Here is a 19,948-nt window from a genome sequence, read left to right as displayed (position 1 = left end):
AGTGTGATGTTCACTCAAGTGCCGCAGCCACTGCTCTATGCCGAAGCCTTGCTGGCGCAGTTCGCCAGCCTGTCGCGCGCGGCGGACGGTGTTGCGCTGCTGGGTGACTTCGTGCGCGGTCTGGCCGGGCTGAGCGGTTGCGAACTGACGCAGCTGTACTTGCTGGACGCCACGCACACGTCGCTGGGGATGAATGCCGAATGCCTCGACGGCGTGCTGCAACCGCGCAGCGCGGCGAGCCTGCCGGCGGACTACAACGGCGAGCAACTGTTGCAGTTCGCCCTGTGCCAGAACCGCGTGGTGTGCTTCGACGACCTGGGCGGCAGCCTGCACGAAACCAGTTTTCTGCCGGCATCGTCCACGCCGTGGCAGTCGCTGTTGTGCGTGCCGCTGGTCAATCAGCAGAAGGCTGTCGAAGGTCTGTTGCTGTGCGCCAGCCGTCGTCATATCGACCTGCAAGGCTTCGCTGATTCCCTCGGTCAGCTCGGCTCGTTCGTGCTGGGTCAGCTGCATCTGCTGCAACGCCTGCGCCAGCCAGTGGACGCGGCCGCGCCGGTCGTGCGCAGTCTGCCGAGCGCCAGCGGCTACGGCCTGATCGGCAAGAGCGCGGCGATGCGCCAGACCTACTCGCTGATCAGCAAAGTCCTGCACAGCCCGTACACCGTGCTGTTGCGTGGCGAGACCGGCACCGGCAAGGAAGTGGTCGCGCGGGCGATCCACGATTGCGGCCCGCGCCGGTCCCAGGCGTTCATCGTGCAGAACTGCGCGGCGTTCCCGGAAAACCTGCTGGAAAGCGAGCTGTTTGGTTACCGCAAAGGTGCGTTCACCGGTGCCGATCGCGACCGCGCCGGGCTGTTCGACGCGGCCAACGGCGGCACTCTGTTGCTCGATGAAATCGGTGACATGCCGCTGTCGCTGCAAGCCAAGTTGCTGCGTGTGTTGCAGGAAGGCGAGATCCGTCCGCTGGGTTCCAACGACACCCACAAGATCGACGTGCGCATCATCGCCGCGACACACCGCGATCTGTCGGTGCTGGTCAGCGAAGGCAAATTCCGCGAGGACCTGTACTACCGCCTCGCGCAATTCCCGATCGAGTTGCCGGCCCTGCGTCAGCGCGAAGGCGACATCCTCGACCTGGCCAAACACTTCGCCGACAAGGCCTGCACCTTTCTGCAACGCGATCCGGTGCGTTGGTCGGACGCAGCGCTGGAACACCTGTCCGGTTACACCTTCCCCGGCAACGTGCGTGAACTCAAAGGCCTGGTCGAACGGGCGGTGTTGTTGTGCGAGGGCGGCGAGTTGCTGGCCGAGCATTTCTCGCTGCGCCTGGAATCGGCGCCGGCGCCGGAAGACCACTGCGGCCTCAATCTGCGCGAACGACTGGAAGCGGTCGAACGCAATCTGCTGCTCGATTGCCTGCGCAAGAACGACGGCAACCAGACGCTCGCCGCCCGGGAACTGGGCCTGCCGCGACGCACGCTGCTGTACCGGCTCGGCCGCTTGAACATCAATCTGGGTGATTTCGATGGGTAGGCGAAAGTCCGTCGGATTCACCTCGAACACCTATTTCAGCGCCGCCCGCAAGGGTCGGCGCTTTGTGCTTTGTCTACACCTGGAGACCCTCTGATGTCTGTTCGTCACTGGCACGCTGTCCTGCTGACCCTCGTCGTTCTATGCGGCCTCGGCGGCTGCAGCGGCAATTACAAATTCAACGATAACGATTACCGCCCGTTGGGTGATCCGCAGGCGGTCAATCGCGGCAAGTGACCGCAAGGAGCATCAAACATGGAATTGGTTTTCGAAATGCTGAACACCAAGCAGTTCGTGCCCACCGAGCTGTGCCAGCGGACCTTCAAACAGGCCGGCGGCGTGATCGGGCGGGGCGAGGACTGCGACTGGATCATCCCTGACCGCAAGCGTCACTTGTCCAATCACCACGCGATCGTCAGCTATCGCGAGGGCACGTTTTTCCTGACCGACACCAGCAGCAACGGTGTTCAGGACGGCGACAGCGGCGCACGCCTGCACAAGGGCGAACCGGTGCGCATCGAGCACGGCAGCACCTACGTGCTGGGCGATTTCGAGATTCGTGCGCGACTGGTGCGCGACCCGGCGACGTTCGACGGTGAAGTCGGCCAGCCACGTGCCGCCGGCAGCATCATCCCGGACGACGCGTTCCTCGACCTCGATCCGCTGAAATCGCTGGAACAGCAAGAGCGCGTGTACTCGGAATTCGAGGAAATGCTCGCGCCGGTTACCGACCCTGAAGACTCCCGTCAGCGCGCCGACTACGCGCGCATCGACATGGAAAGCCTGATGGTGCCGGAGCTGATCGTCGAGCCCACGCCTGAACCTGCGCCAGCGCCGAAAGCGGTGGAGCGTCAGAGCGAAACCTTCTGGGATAAATTCGGCGCGGCCCTCGGTGTGAACGTGAAGAGCCTCAGCCACGACGAGCGTGAAGCCCTCGCGCTGAACGCCGCACGTCTGCTGCGCCAGAGCGTCGGCGGTCTGCAACAGAGCCTGCGCACCCGTTCGGAATTGAAAAACGAACTGCGTCTGGCCCAGACCACCGTGCAAGGCACCAACAAGAACCCGCTGAAATTCGCCGTCGATCCGAGCGAAGCGCTGGACATCCTGTTGCAGCCGCACAAGCCGGGCCACTTGCCGGCCGAGCAGGCGATCTCCCGCGCGTTCCGCGACTTGCAGGCGCATCAGGTGGCGCTGCTGACCGCCAGCCGCGCGGCCGTGCGCGGCACTCTGGAGCACTTCTCGCCGGAGCAACTGACCCTGCGTTTCGAGCGCGACAACAAGCCGTTGCTCGCCACCGCTGGCGGGCGCTGGAGAGCGTTCAACCGTTACCACCATGCGCTGCGTCAGGACGACGACTGGAGCGAGCGCCTGCTGGCCCGCGACTTCGCCCAGGCCTACGAAGAACAGATCCGCCTGATCTCCACCCTCCACACCGACCACCAAGGATGATGCGCATGTCTCGCCGCTCGACCGCTTTTTTCAAGACGCTGACCGCGCTCACCCTGTTGGTGCTGCTCGCCGGTTGTTCGTCGCTGTCGCCGTATTCGAAAGTGACCAAGATCAACCTGAAGCTGACCGGCAGCGATCAGTTGAACCCGGACCTCAACGGTCGTCCGTCGCCGATTGTGGTGCGCCTGTTCGAGCTCAAGCATCCGGTGACCTTCGAGAACGCCGATTTCTTCAGCCTCTACGAGCGCGCCAAGGAATCCCTCAACCCGGATCTGGTGGCCAGCGAAGAACTCGAACTGCGCCCGGGTGAAACCGTGGAACTGAAACTCAGCGTGGAGGAGGGCAGCCGCTTCATCGGCATCCTCGCTGCGTACCGCGACCTGCCGGAAACCAAGTGGCGCCACACGTTCCCGATCACGCCGCTGGAAGTCACCGAAGCTGATCTGACCCTGGATCAGGCCGGTATCCGCAAGACCAACGAAGTGCTCGCCAAGGCGGATGACTGATCATGAATACCCATAAAGTCATCTGGCAGGAAGGCATGCTGCTGCGTCCGCAGCACTTCCAGCACAACGACCGCTACTACGATCACCAGATGAAGACCCGCACCCAGTTGCTGGGCGGCTACACCTGGGGTTTCCTGAATCTGGAGATCGACTTGCAGTTCCTCAACATGGGCAAACTGGTGATCAGTGAAGCCTCGGGGATCCTGCCGGACGGCAGCCTGTTCGAACTCGGTGGCAACACCGAACCGCTGGCGCTGGACATTCCGCCGAACACTGGCAATACGCCGATCTACCTGGCGCTGCCGCTGGTCACCGGCAACCACATCGAGGCCCGTCGCCCGGAGCAGTCCGACGTGCTGGCGCGCTACACCGCTTACGAAACCGAAGTGGCCGACTCCAACGCCGGTGACGATTCGTCGAGCCAGGTCAAATGCGGTCGCCCGGACTTCAAGCTGTTGCTCGGCGAGCAGCAGAGCGACCAGGCCTACGTGAAGCTGAAGATCTGCGACGTGCTCGATACCACGCCGGACGGTGTGATCAGCCTCGATCCGGACTTCGTGCCGACCTACATTCAGGCTCACGCCTCCAGCTACCTGCTGTCGTGCCTCAAAGAAGTGATCAGCATGCTCGGCCACCGGGGCGACACCATTGCCGAGCGTATCCGCTCCAACGGCAAGGTTGGCGGCGCGGAAATCGGCGACTTCATGATGCTGCAACTGATCAACCGCACCGAACTGCTGCTGCGCCACTACCTGGGCCTGGAGCAGGTTCATCCGGAAGAGTTGTACCGCACGCTGCTGACCATGCTCGGCGATCTGGCGACCTTCTCCAGCGACAGCAAACGCCCGCGTCTGGACAGCCGTTACTCCCACGCCGACCAGGGTGCGAGTTTCCGCAAACTGATGGAGTCGATCCGTCAGGTGCTGTCGATGGTGCTGGAACAGCACGCCATCGAACTGATCCTGCAAGCGCGTCAGTACGGGATCATCGTGTCGCCGCTGCACGACCACAAACTGCTGGGCTCGGCGTCGTTCGTGCTGGCAGCCAGTGCCAACTGCGACTCCGAAGAACTGCGCAACCGCTTGCCTGCGCACCTCAAGGTCGGCCCGGTGGAGCGCATCCGCCAGCTGGTCAACCTGCACCTGCCGGGGATCAAGGTCAAACCGTTGCCGGTGGCCCCGCGGCAGATCGCGTTCCACTCCAACAAAACCTATTTCATCCTCGAACTCAGTTCCGAAGACCTGGCACAACTCGAGCGCTCCGGCGGCTTCGCGTTCCACGTGTCCGGCGAATTCGCCGAGCTTGAACTGAAATTCTGGGCCATCAGGAACTGACCGACATGATCAAGGACATGGAACACAACCAGGACGACAAAACCGTCCTGCTCGACCGTCAGGGCCATGGCCCGGCGGCGAGTCCGCTGACCGACTTCGCCGCGCCGCCGCGCTTCGAACAACTGGAAGAACGGATGATCTACGCCGCGCGCCTGCGCCCGGCGGAGGCCTTCAACATCAGCCTCAATTCGCTGGTGGCGGCGTCGTCCGAACTGCTGTCGGAAGTGGTGCGCCTCAAGCACAGCGAAACCCGCGAAGACCTCTACGCGCTCAACGAGCGCCTGACCGCCGGGCTCAAGCTGTTTGAAGTGCGCGCCCTGCACAACGGCGCCGAAAGCAGCCAGGTGATGGCCGCCCGTTACGTGCTCTGCACCGTGGTCGACGAAGCCGTCGTGACCACGCCGTGGGGCAACGAAAGCGAGTGGTCGCAGATGAGCCTGCTCAGCAGCTTCCACAACGAAACCTTCGGTGGCGAGAAGTTCTTCCAGCTGCTCGATCGGCTGTCGAAAAACCCGGTCAAGCACCTGCCGATGCTGGAGCTGATGTACCTGTGCCTGTCCCTCGGTTTCGAGGGCAAGTACCGCGTGCAGGCGCGCGGCATGCTGGAACTCGAAGGTATCCGCGACGCCCTGTACCGGCAGATCCGTCAGTTGCGTGGCGACGTGCCGCGCGAATTGTCGCCGCAGTGGGAAGGCCTCAACGATCAGCGTCGCAACCTGGTGCGCATCGTGCCGGCGTGGATGGTGGTGCTGTTCACCTTCGTCTGCCTGGTGATGATGTATTCGGGCTTCGCCTGGGTCTTGGGCGAGCAGCGCGACACCGTTCTGCAACCTTATCAGCCGCTTGATCCGGCCGCGGTCCAGCCGCAGTCGCAGCCGTAAACAGGGACGTGTGATGAAAAAGTTTTTCAAGAAAGTCGGCGCCTTCCTGCGCCAGACCTGGGTCTGGACCCTGCTGCTGGTGCTGTTCGTGGCGCTGCTGGTGTGGTTCGTCGGCCCGCTGTTGGCGGTGGATGATTACAAGTTCTGGGAAGGCTCGACCTCCCGCTTGCTGACCATCAGCGTGCTGTTCCTGATCTGGGGCCTGACCATGGTCTTCGTCAGCTGGCGCGCCGGTATCCGCAAGAAAGCCGTCGAAGAAACCGAAGACGGCCAGGACCGTATCCGCCGTGACGAACTGATCGAAGAAGAGCAGAAAGAGTTGAAGGAGCGTTTCAAGGACGCCCTGAAAACCCTGAAGACTTCGAGCCTGTATCGCGGCCGCAGCGAGCGCTGGCGCAGTGACCTGCCGTGGTACTTGCTGATCGGCCCGCAGGCCAGCGGCAAGACCAGCCTGCTGGACTTCTCCGGGCTGGAATTCCCGATCAACAAGATCGACCGCAAGCTGACACGCGACACCCACGGCACCCGTCACTGCGACTGGTACTTCGCCGACCACGGTGTGCTGATCGACACCGCCGGACGCTACCTGACCCAGCCGGATTCGGAAGTCGACGGCAGCGCCTGGACCACTCTGCTGGAACTGCTGCGCAAGCGTCGTCGCGGTCGTCCGCTGAACGGCGTGCTGGTGACCATTCCGGTGGAAACCCTAACTGGTGGCAGCGAGCAGGACATCGACACCCTGGCTCGCCAGGTGCGCGCGCGTCTGCAAGACGTCTATCAGAAGCTGCACGTCGACGTGCCGGTGTATCTGGTACTGAGCAAGGCTGACAAGCTGCTGGGCTTCGACGAGTTCTTCGACCAACTGACCCGCGAAGAAAGCGATCAGGTGCTGGGCACCAGTTTCCGCAAGGATCAGGTCGGCACCGACGTGGCTGTGCTGCGCGGCGAGTTCGAAGAGCTGCTGCGTCGCCTCAACAGCCAGGTGATCATGCGCATGCACTCCGAGCGCGACACCCAGCGCCGTGGCCGCATCCTCGACTTCCCGCACCAGATGGGCCAGATCGGCGAGCGTCTGTGCCTGTTCGTCGACATGGCGTTCACCGGCAACCGCTACCAGCGTGCGACGCTGCTGCGTGGTTTCTACCTGACCAGCGCACCTCATCTGACTCAGGAAATGGATTCGACCACCGCCGGTATCGGCGCGAGCCTGGGCATGAGCGCCGGCGTGCTGCCGACGCTGCGCAGCGGTCGTTCGCGTTTCATCCATCATTTGCTCAGCCGGGTGATTTTCCCGGAGTCCGACCTCGCCGGTCTGGACAAGCGCGAGCGCAGCCGCATCCATTGGGGCCAGCGTGCGTTGTACGTCGGTGCACTGGGCGCGCTGGTGCTGTTCGGCATGCTTTGGGCCGGTGGTTTCTCGGCCAACTGGGAGCGTCTGGAAAACCTGCGCAATCTGGCGCAGAACTGGACGCAGCAACGCACGGCACTGTCGCCGCGCGATGACGCCATGGGCACGCTGAAAACCCTCGACACCAGCTACGCCGCGACTCAGGTGTTCCCGAAGAAGGGCGACGCTGCGTACCACGAGCGGATGGGGTTGTATCAGGGCCAGGACGTCAATCCGGTGGTCAAGGAGGCTTACGAGCGCGAGCTTGAAAAGCAACTGCTGCCACGCGTTGCCACCATGCTCGAAGGCCAGATCCGCGCCAACATGAAGGACCGCGAAAAGCTGATCAACAGCCTGCGCGCGTACCTGATGCTGAACATGAAGGACCGTCGTGACGCGGCTTGGCTCAAGGATTGGGTCGCTACCGACTGGTCCCAGCGCTACACCGGTAACACCGCCGTGCAGAACGGTTTGAACGCGCATCTTGAGCGTCTGCTGAAGCTGCCGTTTATCTACCCGCTCAACGAGCAACTGGTGACTCAGGCGCGTCAGGTCCTGCGCAGTGAATCGCTGGCAAACGTGGTTTACCGCATGCTCCGCGAGCAGGCGCGCAACCTGCCGGACTATCGCTTCAGCCAACACCTCGGGCCGCAGGGCTCGCTGTTCATCGGCACCGAATACGTGATCCCGGGCTTCTACACCCAGACCGGTTATCAGCAGTATTTCTCGGTGCAAGGCGCGTCGCTGGTGACCGACATCCTGCGTGACAACTGGGTGCTGGGCGAAGGCGCGGGCATCAGCGACATGGATTTGCGTCGCCTGATGGTCGAGCTGGAGCAACTTTACTTCCGCGACTACGCCAACTACTGGAGCGAGGCCGTTGGCCAGGTGGCATTGCCGCCGATCAGCGATGCCGGTGAAGGCGCCGAGCAACTGGCGGGCCTGACCTCGGCCAACTCGCCGGTGCTGGCACTGCTGACCGAAGTGCGTGAAAACACCCGTTTCCCGGCCGCTCCTGAGCCGGTGGACGAAGCCGGTGACGCCGCCGATGCGCTGGCGGGGCAGAAGGGCAAACTGGGCAAGGTCGGCAAACTCGCTTCCGCTGTCGCCGACAAGGCTTCGGCGATGAACGTGGCGAAGAACCTGCCGGACACCGCCAAGAAGTCCCTGCAACGTCGCTTCGAGCCGCTGCATAAACTGCTCGACGACAACAACGGCCCCGCCGCTGACCTGACCCCGGCCTTCGCCGCGCTCAACGACCTGCAACTGCAACTGGCGGGCCTCGCCCGTTCCAGCACGCCGGAGCAAGCCGCGTTCGAACTGGCCAAGACCCGCATGAGCGGCCAGCGTGATGCGCTGACCAACCTGCGCAATGCGTCCGGTCGTCTGCCGCGTCCGCTGAGCGTGTGGTTCAACGTGCTGGCCGAAGACTCGTGGCGCCTGGTGCTGAACGATGCCTACCAATACCTGAACGGTCGTTATCAGAGCGAGCTGTACAGTGTGTATGGCAAGACCATCAACCAGCGTTACCCGTTCAGCGCATCGAGCACCAGCGACGTGGCGATCAGTGATTTCCGCGAGTTCTTCCGGGCTCAAGGCACCATCGACCGCTTCTTCGACAGCTACATGCGTCCGTTCGTCAGCGGTGATCCGGGCAACTACCGGATGCGCAGCATCGACGGTCGCAGCCTGCCGGTGTCCAAGGTCTTCCTCGACCAGATGGCGGCGGCACTGAACATTCGCCAGAGCTTCTTCTCGATCAACCCGGCCGAGCCGACCGTGCAGTTCAAACTGGAGCCGTACACCCTCGATCCGGCGGTCAGCCGTTCCGAGTTCAAGTTCGGCGACAAGACCATGGAATACCGCCACGGTCCGATCCTGCCAATGAACTTCAAGTGGCCGACCGATGCTGAAGACGGTCGCACCAGTCTGGTCATGGACAAGATGGCCGGCCGCCCGATCGGCATCGAGAAGAACTCCGGCCCGTGGTCGCTGTTCCGTCTGTTCGACCTGATGCAGACGGAGTACCTGACCGGTCGCGACGTGCTGGTGCTGAAAGCCGACGTGGGTGGCCTGCGCGCCAACTACCTGCTCACCAGCCAGCGCACGCCGAACCCGTTCGACATGGGCGTGATGCGCACCTTCCGTATGCCGGTGCAGCTCTGATGCTGGTGGCCAGTCCCTGGCGCAGCGCGGCGCGAACCGACCCGGGCAAGGTGCGGTCGCGCAACGAAGATGCCTTCCTCGACACCCCGCAGCATGGGCTGTGGGTGGTCGCGGACGGTATGGGCGGTCATCAGGGTGGCGACATCGCCAGCCAGTTGATCGTCGCCAGCCTGGCTGAACTGCCGCAGCACGAAGACTTCGACCAACGCCTCAAAGCCATCCGCCAGTGCCTGCACTGGCTGAACCGGCGCCTGGGGCAGGAGTTGACCGTCACCGCCGGGCGTCACGACAGCATCATGGGCAGCACCGTCGTGGCGCTGCTGGTGGAAGGCAATCGTGCGGCCTGCATCTGGGCCGGCGACAGCCGTTGCTATATGTGGCGCGGCCAGCGGTTGTACCAGCTGTCGAAGGATCATTCGCTGCAGCAGCAACTGATCGACGAGCAACAGATGAGCGTCGAACAGGCAGCGGCGCACCCGGCAGCCCAGGCCTTGACCCGGGCGGTCGGCGCGGCGGAACAACTGACTCTGGATGTGCTGGAACTCGAGGTGTATCCGGGCGATGTGTTCCTGCTGTGCAGCGATGGTTTGTATCAAGGCCTGAGCAGCGATGCCCTCGGCAACGCCCTCAGCCTGGCGGCGCCACACGTGGCGCTGGAACGTCTGTTCGACGGCGCCCTGCGGGGTGCCGCCCGGGACAATCTGACTGCCGTGGTGATCCGCCAATGACTGAAATCGAATCCTCAGTCGACGACTTGCTGATGAGCGAAGAGCAGGCCAACAACCTGACTTACTTCGCCTTCGCCAAGGAAAACAAGGCAGAGCCTTTGCTGGCGCCGACCAAGGCCAGCATCGGTGCACTGCCGGACGTACTCGCCGGTCGCTATCACCTCGAGCGTCTGCTCGGGGCCGGTGGCATGGGTGCGGTTTACCGGGCCCGGGATCTGCTGCACGAACAGTTCGGCGATCCCGATCCTTACATTGCGCTGAAAATCCTCAGCGAAGAATTTGCCGAGTCGCCGGACGCCAGCGCCTTGCTCTACAGCGAGTTCGCCCTGACCCGACGCCTGCGCCACGACAACGTGCTGCGACCGCACACGTTCGAAGTGGACACCGATTGCCAGCGGGCCTTCATCACCATGGAACTCATGCGTGGCCTGACCCTGGACAAACTGCTCTGCGAGCGGCCACTGGGCCTGCCGTGGAAAGAACTGCGCGACATCGCGCTGCCGCTGCTCGACGCGCTGGCCTACGCCCACCGTCGCGGCGTGCTGCACGGTGACATGAAACCGAGCAACGTCATGCTCTGCGAAGACGGCGTGCGCCTCTTTGACTTCGGTCTCGGGCAAGCCGAGGAGGGCATCCTGCCCGGCCTGCCGCACCTGAGCCGCGAGCGCTTCAACGCCTGGACCCCGGGCTACGCCGCCCCCGAACTGCTTGAGGGCCAACCGCTGTCGGCCAGCGCGGACGTGTACGGCGTGGCCTGCGTGATCTATGAACTGGCGGGCGGCAAACACCCGTTCCGCCGCTTGCCCTCGACCCAGGCCCGTGACGAACACCTGAATCGCGAACTGCAAGCCCCGGCAAATCTGCCGAAACACTGCTGGCCCGCGCTGCGCACCGCGCTGGCCTTTGACGCGGCAGAGCGCACCATCACTGCCGACCAATTGCGTGACGCCTTGGGCGCCACTTCGTCCTGGCTGCAGCGTTTGCGACTGCGGGCGTAACGGATGACATTCGAACAGGGAGCACTTTATGTTCAACCCAGCTAACGAAACGCACTTCAGCCTGACCGTTGAAGACTACGTGGGCGACCTGCAAGTCCTGTCGTTCACCGGCACCGAAGGCATCAGCCAGCCGTTCCGTTTCGACCTGGAACTGGTCAGCGAAAATCCGGATCTGGACCTGGAAAAACTCCTGCACAAACAGGCATTCCTCGCCCTCGATCCGCAGGGCTCCGGCATCCACGGCCAGATCTACCGCGTCGCCCAGGGCGATGCCGGCAAGCGCCTGACCCGCTACAAAGTCTCGCTGGTGCCGCAGCTGCAATACCTGCATCACCGCACCAACCAGCGCATCTACCAGCAGATGTCGGCGCCGAAAATCATCGCGCTGATCCTCGACGAGCACGGCATCAAGGGCAACGCCTACAGCTTCCAGCTCAGCCAGCCGTGCCCGGACCGCGACTACTGCGTGCAGTACGACGAAACCGACCTGCATTTCGTCCAGCGCCTGTGCGAAGAGGAAGGCATTCACTACCACTTCCAGCACAGCAAGAAAGGCCACCTGCTGGTGTTTGGCGATGACCAGACCGTGTTCCCGAACCTGGGCCAACCGACCGCCTATGTGCAGGGCAGCGGCATGGTCGCCGAAGAGCCGGTGATCAAAGGCTTCCGGCTGCGTCTGGAAACCCGCACCAGCCGCACCACCCGCCGCGACTACGACTTCGAAAAACCGCGCCTGCAAATGGAAGCCGCCTACAAACCCGACGGCGAGAGCACTGAACCGGATCTGGAAGACTACGACTACCCCGGCCGCTTCATCGACCGCGCCCGTGGCAAATTCCTCAGCCAGCGCGCCCTCGAACGCCATCGCGCCGACTACCGTCAGGCCGAAGGTCGTGGCGACCAGACCAAACTCGTCAGCGGCCACTTCATGGAAATGTCCGACCACCCGCGCAGCGAGTGGAACGACCTGTGGCTGCTCACCGAAATCTTCCACGAAGGCAAACAGCCGCAAGTCCTCGAAGAATCGGTGACCAGCGACACCACCGACAACAAGGACGACTTCCACCAGGGCTACCGCAACCGCTTCCTCGCCACCCCGTGGGACGTGTTCTACCGCCCGGCCCTCGAACACCCGAAACCCCGCGTCCTCGGCAGCCAGACCGCCATGGTCACCGGCCCCAAAGGCGAAGAAATCCACTGCGACCAGTACGGCCGCGTCAAGGTGCAATTTCACTGGGACCGCGAAGGCCAGGCCGACGACAAAACCAGCTGCTGGCTGCGCGTCTCCAGCTCCTGGGCCGGCGACCGCTACGGCGCCATCTCCATCCCGCGCATCGGCATGGAAGTCCTCGTCACCTTCCTCGAAGGCGACCCCGACCAGCCACTGGTCACCGGCTGCCTGTACCACAAGGAAAACCCGGTGCCCTACGCCCTCCCGGCGAACAAAACCCGAACCGTCTTCAAAACCCTCAGCTCCCCGGGCGGCGGTGGCTACAACGAACTGCGCATCGAAGACAAAAAAGGCGCCGAACAAATCTTCATCCACGCCCAGCGCGACTGGGATGAAAACGTTGAGCACGATCAGAAGATTCGCGTCGGCAATGAACGCCACGACACTGTGGTGAAGAACACCTACACCGAGCTCAAGGCCGAAGAACACCGCACCACGATTTCCGATCGCAAAGTCGAAGCGCGGATGGACGACCACCTGACCATTGGTGAGAACCAGCATGTGAAGCTCGGGACGGCGCAACTGACCAGCGTCGGCAAAGAGATTCACATCAAGGCTGGGGACAAGATTGTCATCGAGGCCGGCTCCGAACTGACGATTCTCGGCGGCGGCAGTTTCATCAAGCTCGATGGCGGTGGTGTGACGGTGGTTGGGCCGGTGGTGAAGATCAACGCCGGCGGCTCGGCTGGGTCGGGGACCGGGATCGGGATTAAGCCGCCGGTCCTGCCGGGGGCGGCGGATAAGGATAAGGCGGGGAGTTTGATGGATCAGGCGTTGTTGAATGCTGTGCCTCCTCCTCCGCCAGTATCCGAGAAAAAGAGCTTCCGTATTCAGATGAAGCGTCCCTATGACAAAAAGGGTATTGCTGGACAGCCCTATACGCTGGAAGTGGATGGAGTGACCTATAAAGGCACAACTTCTAGTGAAGGGTTTGTTGACCAGCCAGTTCCGCCTGATGCGAAAAAGGGCAAGCTTACTTTCTATCCATTTGGCGCAGAATCTCAGCCATGGGTATGGGAGTTGGACTTGAAAGCTCAGTCGGAGGCCTCGGGCGTGAAAGGGCTTCAGTCCCGCCTTAAAAACCTTGGGTTCTATGATGGGAAAATCGACGGTGAAAATGGCCCGAAAACGAAGCATGCCACCCGTTGCTTCCACCGTTCTTGTGAGTTGGCAGACAAAGATTATCTTTCTTTGAGCGATATTAAGCGTCTCGAAGAACAGCATATTGCATAAGGGAATGAGCAATGATTTACGGTAATTTTGATCTCCGTCGAGGTGATCATGATGGAAAACCTGAGCAAAACAAGCCCCCTCGTTGGGCTGGAAATGATAATCCAGTGTTATCTGTAGTCACTGCAGAAACAGCAGCTGCATTTCTAGGTACTAGCGCAGCTCTTGGTGTTTCAGAGCATGTTAGAAAACTCCAGGAAGACTTAATTACTTTGGGGTTCTCCATTGTGGGGACACCTGATGGAGGGTTTGGTAGTCATACTGAGTGGGCAGTCAGAGAATTTCAAATATATGCGTCCATGGCGCAAGTTGCTAAAGTTAGAGAAGAAAAAAAAGGGCAACTGCTATTGGATTCTGCAGGTTCTCCAGTAAAAGTTAATAACATGGATGTGTATTTCGATAGCTCTGCATCTATAGTGGCAAAGGCTGGAAAGTCTGCGACAGTAACCGGTGAGACAGCCGGTCCTGTTAGTTATTATGTTGATAGTCTTCAGTCTGTCGCTAACTCTTCGATTTATGACGGCCCAATAAGCGGTGTAGTAAACGAGCTTACTCGAGCTGCCATTGAATATTGGTTGAGCCATGACTACAGATGTCCAGTAGTCGTTGAGGCATGGAATAATACTGCAGCAGGAGTTCGAACTGATCTAGCCAACAATGGATGCAATGTGTGGGCGCATAATAGTATTGCTAGTAATGCCCCACGAGTATTTTTTAGGGATTTTACTAGCTATTATGACTATCCTGATACACATAGTAGGCTAGAGTATCAAACGCTTGGGTATTATGAGCCTGGCGGTTTCGGTGGACCTAATACAGCAAAAAAACATAGTTGGTCGCCAGAGGCGGAAATGTCAATCTTGAATCTTTATGACTCTGCCTATAACGCTGCTGAGGTGAATAGCGCCAAGATATCGACATATCGAACTATGCGTGTGGTGGCTGAGGCTGAATGCTATGGGCGATTTGATGTATTGAACGCTTGGGATAATGCGCTTATGTCTGCCGGACCATGTCACTGGACGATGGGGGTGTTTTCGACGACAAATTCAGCGTATGCGCCTGGAGAGTTACCTGGACTTATCGCATATGTTAAAAATTTGAATCCTGAAGTTTTTAACAAGGCTTTCGGAAAGTTTGGGTTAGATACCGTTCTCCAGTGGGGAGAGGCTGGACTATATTTCCCTGGAGTACGTACATATAATACGTGGATTAAGCTTAGCACTGAAACTGACTTTGAGGCGTTGCCGACTACAAAGGAGGGTGCGAATTATATGAAAACATGGCACTGGCATTATAGATTTAGTATGGCGGGTCGAACCATCGGGGCCTACCGTAAAGCTATGTGGAAGCTGACAAAACTTCGGTTGAGTAAGATATTGGATAGAGAGGTTAAATTTAGAGTTTCCGGACATGAGGTGGTCAGCACTCTCGGAGCGGTTTTTACTTCAGAAAAATCTGTGGCTATTTTGCTCCGTTGGCACGTGTATCGTCCCGCTTTTGTTGTTACTAACGCGTCGCTCGTTGTTCCGGCAATTCAATTTGTAATTGACTCAAACTCTCAAGTAAATTGGGCATTGCCAGTTGCTAGTTGGGGGGACACGCATGAGACGTTGTTAACCAATGAGATCCAGAGACGGCTTGCTGCTCTGAACGACTCCATCACTAATGCCATTCAGTATGGTACTAATCTTCCGCAAGGTGCGGTCCGGCCGGGCAGAAACTCCTTCATTATGGATGTGTAACTTATGAAATATTTTTTGCTGTTGATTGGTTTGCTACCCGGAATTGCATGGTCTTCTGTGGGAGATATCTGTAGTCCTGAACAAGACTCGAAAAGTTTTATTTCTGATTGGAATCTTGGTAATAGTAAGACAAAAGTATTGTCAATGCAGGATGGAAAAGACTTTTTAGTTGATCACGGCAGTATTGTATATGCCGGTGATTTGAATAATGACGGTAATGACGATGTTATTTTTGAAGCGTCAACAGGCGTTGGTTCAAGTGGTGATCGAGTGTTTAGCTTCCTGCTTCAATGTCATGGCTATCTTAAACCACTCGGTGCTTCGTACTTTGCCAAAGTTGAAGTCCTGGAGCCGGAGAATGAGCAAAAAAACGTATTTAAAGACATAAAAATTTATTCTTATAAACGAAACTCAAACGGGAGTATCCAGCGAAAAGGTGGTGAGCCTCTGATGACACCTCATGTTTGGCACTTCAATCCTGATTCTCAAAAGTATGAGGGGGAGTCTGAATAAGGTAGAGGTATTCTAAAAAAAAGGGAGCAGGTTTATATTAATGCACTCAGCGGCTTTGATTTTTGTGAGATGTTTAAATAAATCCCTCCCGTTATGGATAGTTTAAATGAGATTTTTCTGGGTGCTCGCGCTTTTTGCGAATACTGCCAACGCTGCCCCTGTAGATATATGTGCTCCGGCAGTTGGTGCTAAATATTTCTTATCCCAGTGGACGGAAGGTGTACGTAATTTTGATCTGCTTTCTCGAATTGAAGGTGAAAAACTTTCAATTGAGGAAGGAAAGGTTGTCACTAGTGAAGATGTCAATGGCGATGGAGTGAAAGATTTTATTTTTCTTTCATATTCAAGTGCCGGATCGAGCGGTGATTTTATTTATGAATTTCTAATTCAATGTCGTGGCTTTTTAAGAAACGTTGGTGGTGAGTATTTTGCTGATGTGAAGGTCCTCGATACTCATCCAGAAGATAGTCTATTTAGAGATATTAGGGTCTACTCTTATAATAGGGATAAGCAAGATCAAATTATGCACAGGGATGGTAAGCCGATAACAACTTCTTATGTCTGGGGTTTTAACCCGAGAACTAAGCTGTATGAAGGCGAGTCAAGGTAGCGCATAGAGAAAATGGCCTGTTGTATTCTATGTCTAGAGAGAAAAGGTGGCAGATTTATTTGTGATGGTTTCAACACTATTGGACGGATTAATTCCGAACCTTCGGAGAGCTAACAACATTTTTCAGGTTGGGTGGCTATAAATCACGATTAGACCGTACAGAAATTTTTCTATCTCGTGTTTTTCATAGGTGAATTGGTTTTCGTACAATGTTTTTAAATGGAATTTATGTTTGTGATTAAAAATATCGTTCTACCTTTTTTGTATCGCAACTCTTTCAGTTTTTAACGGCGCGGCCCAAGCGGAGCCGTTCTACTCCGCGAAGATACTGCAAGCTGATTACTCAGCAGTTCCTGACATAAAGCTGTTGGTTAGAATACAAGACGTTGAGTCAGGGAGTGATGAGGCAAGTGGCTCTAGCCTGGCCACTTGCATGAAGGCCAGTAAGTCAGCTACGCAGCCTGGCCCCAACCCTTGTTTCAGAATTCAGTTAGATGAAGGCGAAGGCAATGTGAAAGTGACGAGCCAGACATTGCTTAATGACCCTCAGCGAGCAAGCGATCCTGTATATATTGAGTTGGTCTATAAAAGTGGAGCAACCAAAAATCAGTATGGATATTATGATAATAAAACAGTATTGCTAACTGTTGAGGATAATAATGGGTTGAATAATTGGGATTCGGATATCCCGCAAAGCCTGCCCCAAGTCAAGATTGAAAAAGATCGAGGGATTTATCAGTTGGTTCTTGCGGATGCCGATGCTCTGCTCAATTCTGCCTACCGAGATAAAGCCAGTCGTTTGAGTCAAGACAAGCGAGATGTTTTTCGTGAGGTTCAAAGAGCCTGGATGAAAAACAGAGATCTTGAATGCAATAGCGCAATATTTGGAGAGTATTCGGAAAGCTGTTTGATTCGGTTAACAATTGATCGTGCCAGACAGATCGCGGTTGCGCCTTTGGCTAAATAGCCAAGCTGTCAGGGCTTAGAGTGGAAATCGAATGGAAGCGAGAAAAGATCGCTAGGCTCCTTTGCGCGCATTACCAAGTATTCTGTTGGTAAAGTAATTCTGAAGGTAGGGTCATGAGAAAAACTTTTTTGCATATTAAGATTATTTTTTGCTCGTTAGTGGTATTTAGTTCGTTGGCACAATCTGCAAGTTTCGATTGCAGTAAAGCCTCGTCGGATGTTGAAAAAAAGATCTGCAATACGCCTTCTTTGTCAAAGCTGGATGAGCAGCTAAGTGAAGTTTTCAAGCCGCTGAAAAAACAACGTACTTTCCAAGTGCTTGAAAGTGAATGGCTAGAGAATGTGCGCAACACCTGTGAGTCAGTTGAGTGTCTAGAAGATGCTTACAATGAGCAAATTGGATTTCTGTCACCGTTACCATTGCCTGGGGCCAGTGCTTCAAATGAAGTAAAAATTTTGCCCGCTGATAAAATTTATGCTCAATCCAGTCGTCCTTGGAAAACTGTTGAACTGGCGGGCCTTCCGAATGGCAAAGATGTCGTTGAGCGTTTCTTGATTTCAGCGGAAGTAATATCTGGAATTTTGCACGTTGTAGCATTCGAGGGGCATTACGATGTTCCTAATTCTATCTATAGAGGTAGTTTGTATGAATACATCGATAGGCATCCGATTGTGCAGCCAATCACGTACACGATAGCAAAGGACATAGGATTTCAGGGGGCGTTCAACTTAGGAAACAATGAAGAAGGGGAACGATACGCTGGAATCATGGGCGGCACCTTTTACTATCGCGAAAAAATAGCAAGAAACCAGCTAAGAGGTATGGCTTATAAAGTTGGGTCAGGCACTCAACCGCAGGAAACGAGTTTGCTGCTTCAGCAATGGTCGAATACTTTCGAGAATGCTAAAAGTGGTTTGCTATTTCAGGGTGATGAGGTATTTGGAGAACTGAAGGCCTATTATCCAAACACTCCTGGGTACGAGACTATTGCGCCAGTCGATAGACCGGAGGTGGGTTGGAATATTTTCAGCCCGATTTGGAGCAAGTCGCGTCCTGTTTTGTATTTCAAGAATGGTGATGAGACAATCTGGCGTGCCAATGTAGTGGATAAAACACTAACTAAAATTGTTAGCGCAAGTGATCAGCTCGTTATTAAAAACCCCACGCCTGTTGATTTGAATGGTCGTGAAGCTGTTGTTTATCTCGAGGATTACATACTGAAGATAGCTGTTGCGCCCGAATGAGTAGGGCATGATTTCAATAGGAAGTATTCAGCTTTTTTAATGTGTAAGGGATCTTGCTATGGCTAGGCTCATGGTGCGTATATCTTTTTACGTGCTGACAACTTGTTCATCGTTACTTGCGCATGCAGCATTTGCTCAAGATGCATGTGGCGATATCAGTACGAACTCCCAGAGTGAAAGATGTTCTGTGAGTGCCAAGGCTGCTGCAGATGCGCAGTTGAATACCAGTTATCAAGAATTGCTGGTTCGGCTCGAAGGTGGATATCAGACCGATCCAGTTCTTGCCGCAAGCCAAAAGGCGACGGTTCAGGAGGCTCAGCGCGCCTGGATCAAGCTACGCGATACCGATTGCCAGATCGATGCGTTGGAGACGGAGCCGGGCTCTTCGGCGCATGTGGCAGCCGTGAACAATTGCATCGCAAGCATGAGCCGTGATCGGTCGGTGTTTCTGGACAATATCGCGTCCGATAGCGGTAGTGGCTCTGCATTTGGGCGTGGCTCGTGCCCAACGCAAGACTTCGCCCAGTTTCTTCCATACTTCTCCGCTAGTGCCGAATCGCAAAAGCGACTGACTGCGCAAGCGGTGAAACTGTTGGTGTTGAAGGGAACGTCGGATATAGGGCGGATAGTGACTCACGTCACTGCAGAGGTGGGACGCGACATGGCGTTTCCCTTAATGGCTGTGGTGCCTGATGGGAAAGTCGAAGGTATAGAAATCGAGAGGGTGGATGATCGTCACGTTGACGTTGTGGATAAACGTGCGGGAAACAGCAATATCAAGATCTTCAACTTTTCGCGCAAGGCCTGCTGGACGCTTGAGGGGGTTGAGGATTGGTCGATTCCCGCAAAGGAGCTTTCTGTAGCCAGTAAGCGCTCATTGAGTCGCGAAGAAAATTTCTGCTTACAGCGTGCGCAAGGATTTGCTGGCTTGGGTGGTCTTGAGCAATACCGTCTGACAGGAGAACTTTTTGAGGCCGCATTGGAAAATTATCTGTGTGCGGCTGCTTCAGGCGATCCTGCTTCCAGCGAGACTGCGGCTAGGCTGAGTCTGTCGGGTATGGCTCCGCAGTTGGAATACAGCAAAGTTGAAGCTCTTTTCAAAGCGGCAGCGGTTAATTCGCCAGGAGGAGCTGAGGGGCTGGCAAGCTTTTATTGTTTTGGTAATGACACGGCTGGGAGCGGACCCTGCCAGCGGCCCGCTGATGTGGAGAAAGAGCTTATTCGCGCCAGCTCCATGGGATCAGCACATGCAATCGTTTCGCTTGGTGACTATTGGAAGAGTGGCGATCTCGGAGAGAAGGATATCCCTCGTGCCTTGGCTTGTTATCAACTTGCCGCCAATAAAGGCTACGAGTCAGGTCTCAGTGCTGCAAAGCGACTTCAGTCGGAAGTGACTGAGCCAATCGCTCCGAGCAAATGCTATTAGTAC

16 protein-coding genes and 1 pseudogene are annotated in these 19,948 nt (G+C 56.9%); all 17 read left to right on the top strand.

All coding sequences use genetic code 11. The annotated features are described in order from the left end of the window. The first annotated feature begins 6 nt into the window (after nucleotides 1-6). The 17 genes and pseudogenes from KJY40_RS00310 to KJY40_RS00235 all read left to right on the top strand — a co-directional run bounded on the left by KJY40_RS00310 (nucleotide 7) and on the right by KJY40_RS00235 (nucleotide 19,945). Nucleotides 7-1,533 (top strand): sigma-54 interaction domain-containing protein, encoded by a 1,527-nt coding sequence (locus tag KJY40_RS00310; RefSeq protein ID WP_230734289.1) that lies wholly within the window; start codon nucleotides 7-9, stop codon nucleotides 1,531-1,533. A gap of 93 nt (nucleotides 1,534-1,626) precedes the next feature. Beyond that, nucleotides 1,627-1,767 carry a hypothetical protein gene (locus tag KJY40_RS00305; protein WP_003229566.1) on the top strand — a complete coding sequence of 47 codons (141 nt, stop codon included), beginning with the start codon at nucleotides 1,627-1,629 and terminating at the stop codon, nucleotides 1,765-1,767. An 18-nt stretch (nucleotides 1,768-1,785) separates the two neighbouring features. Continuing rightward, nucleotides 1,786-2,979 (top strand): type VI secretion system-associated FHA domain protein TagH, encoded by a 1,194-nt coding sequence (gene tagH / locus KJY40_RS00300; RefSeq protein ID WP_230734287.1) that lies wholly within the window; start codon nucleotides 1,786-1,788, stop codon nucleotides 2,977-2,979. Nucleotides 2,980-2,984: 5 nt separating this feature from the next. Next, nucleotides 2,985-3,485 carry a type VI secretion system lipoprotein TssJ gene (gene tssJ, locus KJY40_RS00295; protein WP_011336587.1) on the top strand — a complete coding sequence of 167 codons (501 nt, stop codon included), beginning with the start codon at nucleotides 2,985-2,987 and terminating at the stop codon, nucleotides 3,483-3,485. Between the two features lie 2 nt (nucleotides 3,486-3,487). After that, nucleotides 3,488-4,819, top strand: a complete 1,332-nt coding sequence (tssK, locus tag KJY40_RS00290) for a type VI secretion system baseplate subunit TssK (RefSeq protein WP_230734285.1) — start codon at nucleotides 3,488-3,490, stop codon at nucleotides 4,817-4,819. A 5-nt stretch (nucleotides 4,820-4,824) separates the two neighbouring features. Next, nucleotides 4,825-5,700: a type IVB secretion system protein IcmH/DotU gene (gene icmH / locus KJY40_RS00285; RefSeq protein ID WP_007954389.1), complete on the top strand. Its 876-nt coding sequence runs from the start codon at nucleotides 4,825-4,827 to the stop codon at nucleotides 5,698-5,700. A gap of 13 nt (nucleotides 5,701-5,713) precedes the next feature. Further along, nucleotides 5,714-9,253 carry a type VI secretion system membrane subunit TssM gene (tssM, locus tag KJY40_RS00280; RefSeq protein WP_230734283.1) on the top strand — a complete coding sequence of 1,180 codons (3,540 nt, stop codon included), beginning with the start codon at nucleotides 5,714-5,716 and terminating at the stop codon, nucleotides 9,251-9,253. Beyond that, entirely contained in the window at nucleotides 9,253-9,981 is a 729-nt protein-coding gene (locus KJY40_RS00275; RefSeq protein WP_230734281.1) for a PP2C family protein-serine/threonine phosphatase, read from the top strand. The genes tssM and KJY40_RS00275 overlap by 1 nt, the downstream gene beginning before the upstream one ends. Beyond that, nucleotides 9,978-10,979, top strand: a complete 1,002-nt coding sequence (locus KJY40_RS00270) for a serine/threonine-protein kinase (protein ID WP_230734278.1) — start codon at nucleotides 9,978-9,980, stop codon at nucleotides 10,977-10,979. The genes KJY40_RS00275 and KJY40_RS00270 overlap by 4 nt, the downstream gene beginning before the upstream one ends. A 28-nt stretch (nucleotides 10,980-11,007) precedes the next feature. Continuing rightward, nucleotides 11,008-13,035 (top strand): annotated as a pseudogene (locus tag KJY40_RS00265) (type VI secretion system Vgr family protein); the annotation flags it as partial. A gap of 9 nt (nucleotides 13,036-13,044) precedes the next feature. Continuing rightward, on the top strand, nucleotides 13,045-13,443 hold the full coding sequence (locus KJY40_RS29665) for a peptidoglycan-binding domain-containing protein (protein WP_407682011.1): 399 nt from the start codon (nucleotides 13,045-13,047) through the stop codon (nucleotides 13,441-13,443). 11 nt (nucleotides 13,444-13,454) lie between these two features. Beyond that, nucleotides 13,455-15,185 carry a peptidoglycan-binding domain-containing protein gene (locus KJY40_RS00260; protein ID WP_230734274.1) on the top strand — a complete coding sequence of 577 codons (1,731 nt, stop codon included), beginning with the start codon at nucleotides 13,455-13,457 and terminating at the stop codon, nucleotides 15,183-15,185. A gap of 3 nt (nucleotides 15,186-15,188) precedes the next feature. Further along, nucleotides 15,189-15,698: a hypothetical protein gene (locus tag KJY40_RS00255; RefSeq protein WP_230734273.1), complete on the top strand. Its 510-nt coding sequence runs from the start codon at nucleotides 15,189-15,191 to the stop codon at nucleotides 15,696-15,698. 106 nt (nucleotides 15,699-15,804) lie between these two features. Then, nucleotides 15,805-16,308 (top strand): hypothetical protein, encoded by a 504-nt coding sequence (locus KJY40_RS00250; protein WP_230734271.1) that lies wholly within the window; start codon nucleotides 15,805-15,807, stop codon nucleotides 16,306-16,308. 433 nt (nucleotides 16,309-16,741) lie between these two features. Continuing rightward, nucleotides 16,742-17,275 carry a lysozyme inhibitor LprI family protein gene (locus tag KJY40_RS00245; protein WP_230734269.1) on the top strand — a complete coding sequence of 178 codons (534 nt, stop codon included), beginning with the start codon at nucleotides 16,742-16,744 and terminating at the stop codon, nucleotides 17,273-17,275. Nucleotides 17,276-17,388: 113 nt separating this feature from the next. Further along, complete coding sequence (locus KJY40_RS00240) at nucleotides 17,389-18,519, top strand: lysozyme inhibitor LprI family protein (RefSeq protein ID WP_230734267.1); 1,131 nt, start codon at nucleotides 17,389-17,391, stop codon at nucleotides 18,517-18,519. Nucleotides 18,520-18,589: 70 nt separating this feature from the next. Beyond that, a complete protein-coding gene (locus KJY40_RS00235) occupies nucleotides 18,590-19,945 on the top strand; it encodes a lysozyme inhibitor LprI family protein (protein WP_407682010.1) in 1,356 nt (451 codons plus the stop codon). The last annotated feature ends 3 nt before the right edge of the window (nucleotides 19,946-19,948 follow it).

The sequence above is a fragment of the Pseudomonas fitomaticsae genome, assembly GCF_021018765.1.
Lineage (GTDB): Bacteria > Pseudomonadota > Gammaproteobacteria > Pseudomonadales > Pseudomonadaceae > Aquipseudomonas > Aquipseudomonas fitomaticsae.
The sequence above is the reverse complement of the archived record's forward strand: the minus strand, read 5'-3'. Positions and strand labels throughout refer to the sequence as shown.

What these genes read in the sequence shown, in the direction of transcription:
- KJY40_RS00255 (WP_230734273.1), top strand. Translation starts at nt 15,189, where the DNA reads ATGAAATATTTTTTGCTGTTGATTGGTTTGCTACCCGGAATTGCATGG.
- KJY40_RS29665 (WP_407682011.1), top strand. Translation starts at nt 13,045, where the DNA reads ATGAAGCGTCCCTATGACAAAAAGGGTATTGCTGGACAGCCCTATACG.
- tssM (WP_230734283.1), top strand. Translation starts at nt 5,714, where the DNA reads ATGAAAAAGTTTTTCAAGAAAGTCGGCGCCTTCCTGCGCCAGACCTGG.
- tssK (WP_230734285.1), top strand. Translation starts at nt 3,488, where the DNA reads ATGAATACCCATAAAGTCATCTGGCAGGAAGGCATGCTGCTGCGTCCG.
- KJY40_RS00275 (WP_230734281.1), top strand. Translation starts at nt 9,253, where the DNA reads ATGCTGGTGGCCAGTCCCTGGCGCAGCGCGGCGCGAACCGACCCGGGC.
- KJY40_RS00260 (WP_230734274.1), top strand. Translation starts at nt 13,455, where the DNA reads ATGATTTACGGTAATTTTGATCTCCGTCGAGGTGATCATGATGGAAAA.
- tssJ (WP_011336587.1), top strand. Translation starts at nt 2,985, where the DNA reads ATGTCTCGCCGCTCGACCGCTTTTTTCAAGACGCTGACCGCGCTCACC.
- icmH (WP_007954389.1), top strand. Translation starts at nt 4,825, where the DNA reads ATGATCAAGGACATGGAACACAACCAGGACGACAAAACCGTCCTGCTC.
- KJY40_RS00250 (WP_230734271.1), top strand. Translation starts at nt 15,805, where the DNA reads ATGAGATTTTTCTGGGTGCTCGCGCTTTTTGCGAATACTGCCAACGCT.
- tagH (WP_230734287.1), top strand. Translation starts at nt 1,786, where the DNA reads ATGGAATTGGTTTTCGAAATGCTGAACACCAAGCAGTTCGTGCCCACC.
- KJY40_RS00245 (WP_230734269.1), top strand. Translation starts at nt 16,742, where the DNA reads ATGAAGGCCAGTAAGTCAGCTACGCAGCCTGGCCCCAACCCTTGTTTC.
- KJY40_RS00310 (WP_230734289.1), top strand. Translation starts at nt 7, where the DNA reads ATGTTCACTCAAGTGCCGCAGCCACTGCTCTATGCCGAAGCCTTGCTG.
- KJY40_RS00270 (WP_230734278.1), top strand. Translation starts at nt 9,978, where the DNA reads ATGACTGAAATCGAATCCTCAGTCGACGACTTGCTGATGAGCGAAGAG.
- KJY40_RS00305 (WP_003229566.1), top strand. Translation starts at nt 1,627, where the DNA reads ATGTCTGTTCGTCACTGGCACGCTGTCCTGCTGACCCTCGTCGTTCTA.
- KJY40_RS00240 (WP_230734267.1), top strand. Translation starts at nt 17,389, where the DNA reads ATGAGAAAAACTTTTTTGCATATTAAGATTATTTTTTGCTCGTTAGTG.
- KJY40_RS00235 (WP_407682010.1), top strand. Translation starts at nt 18,590, where the DNA reads ATGGTGCGTATATCTTTTTACGTGCTGACAACTTGTTCATCGTTACTT.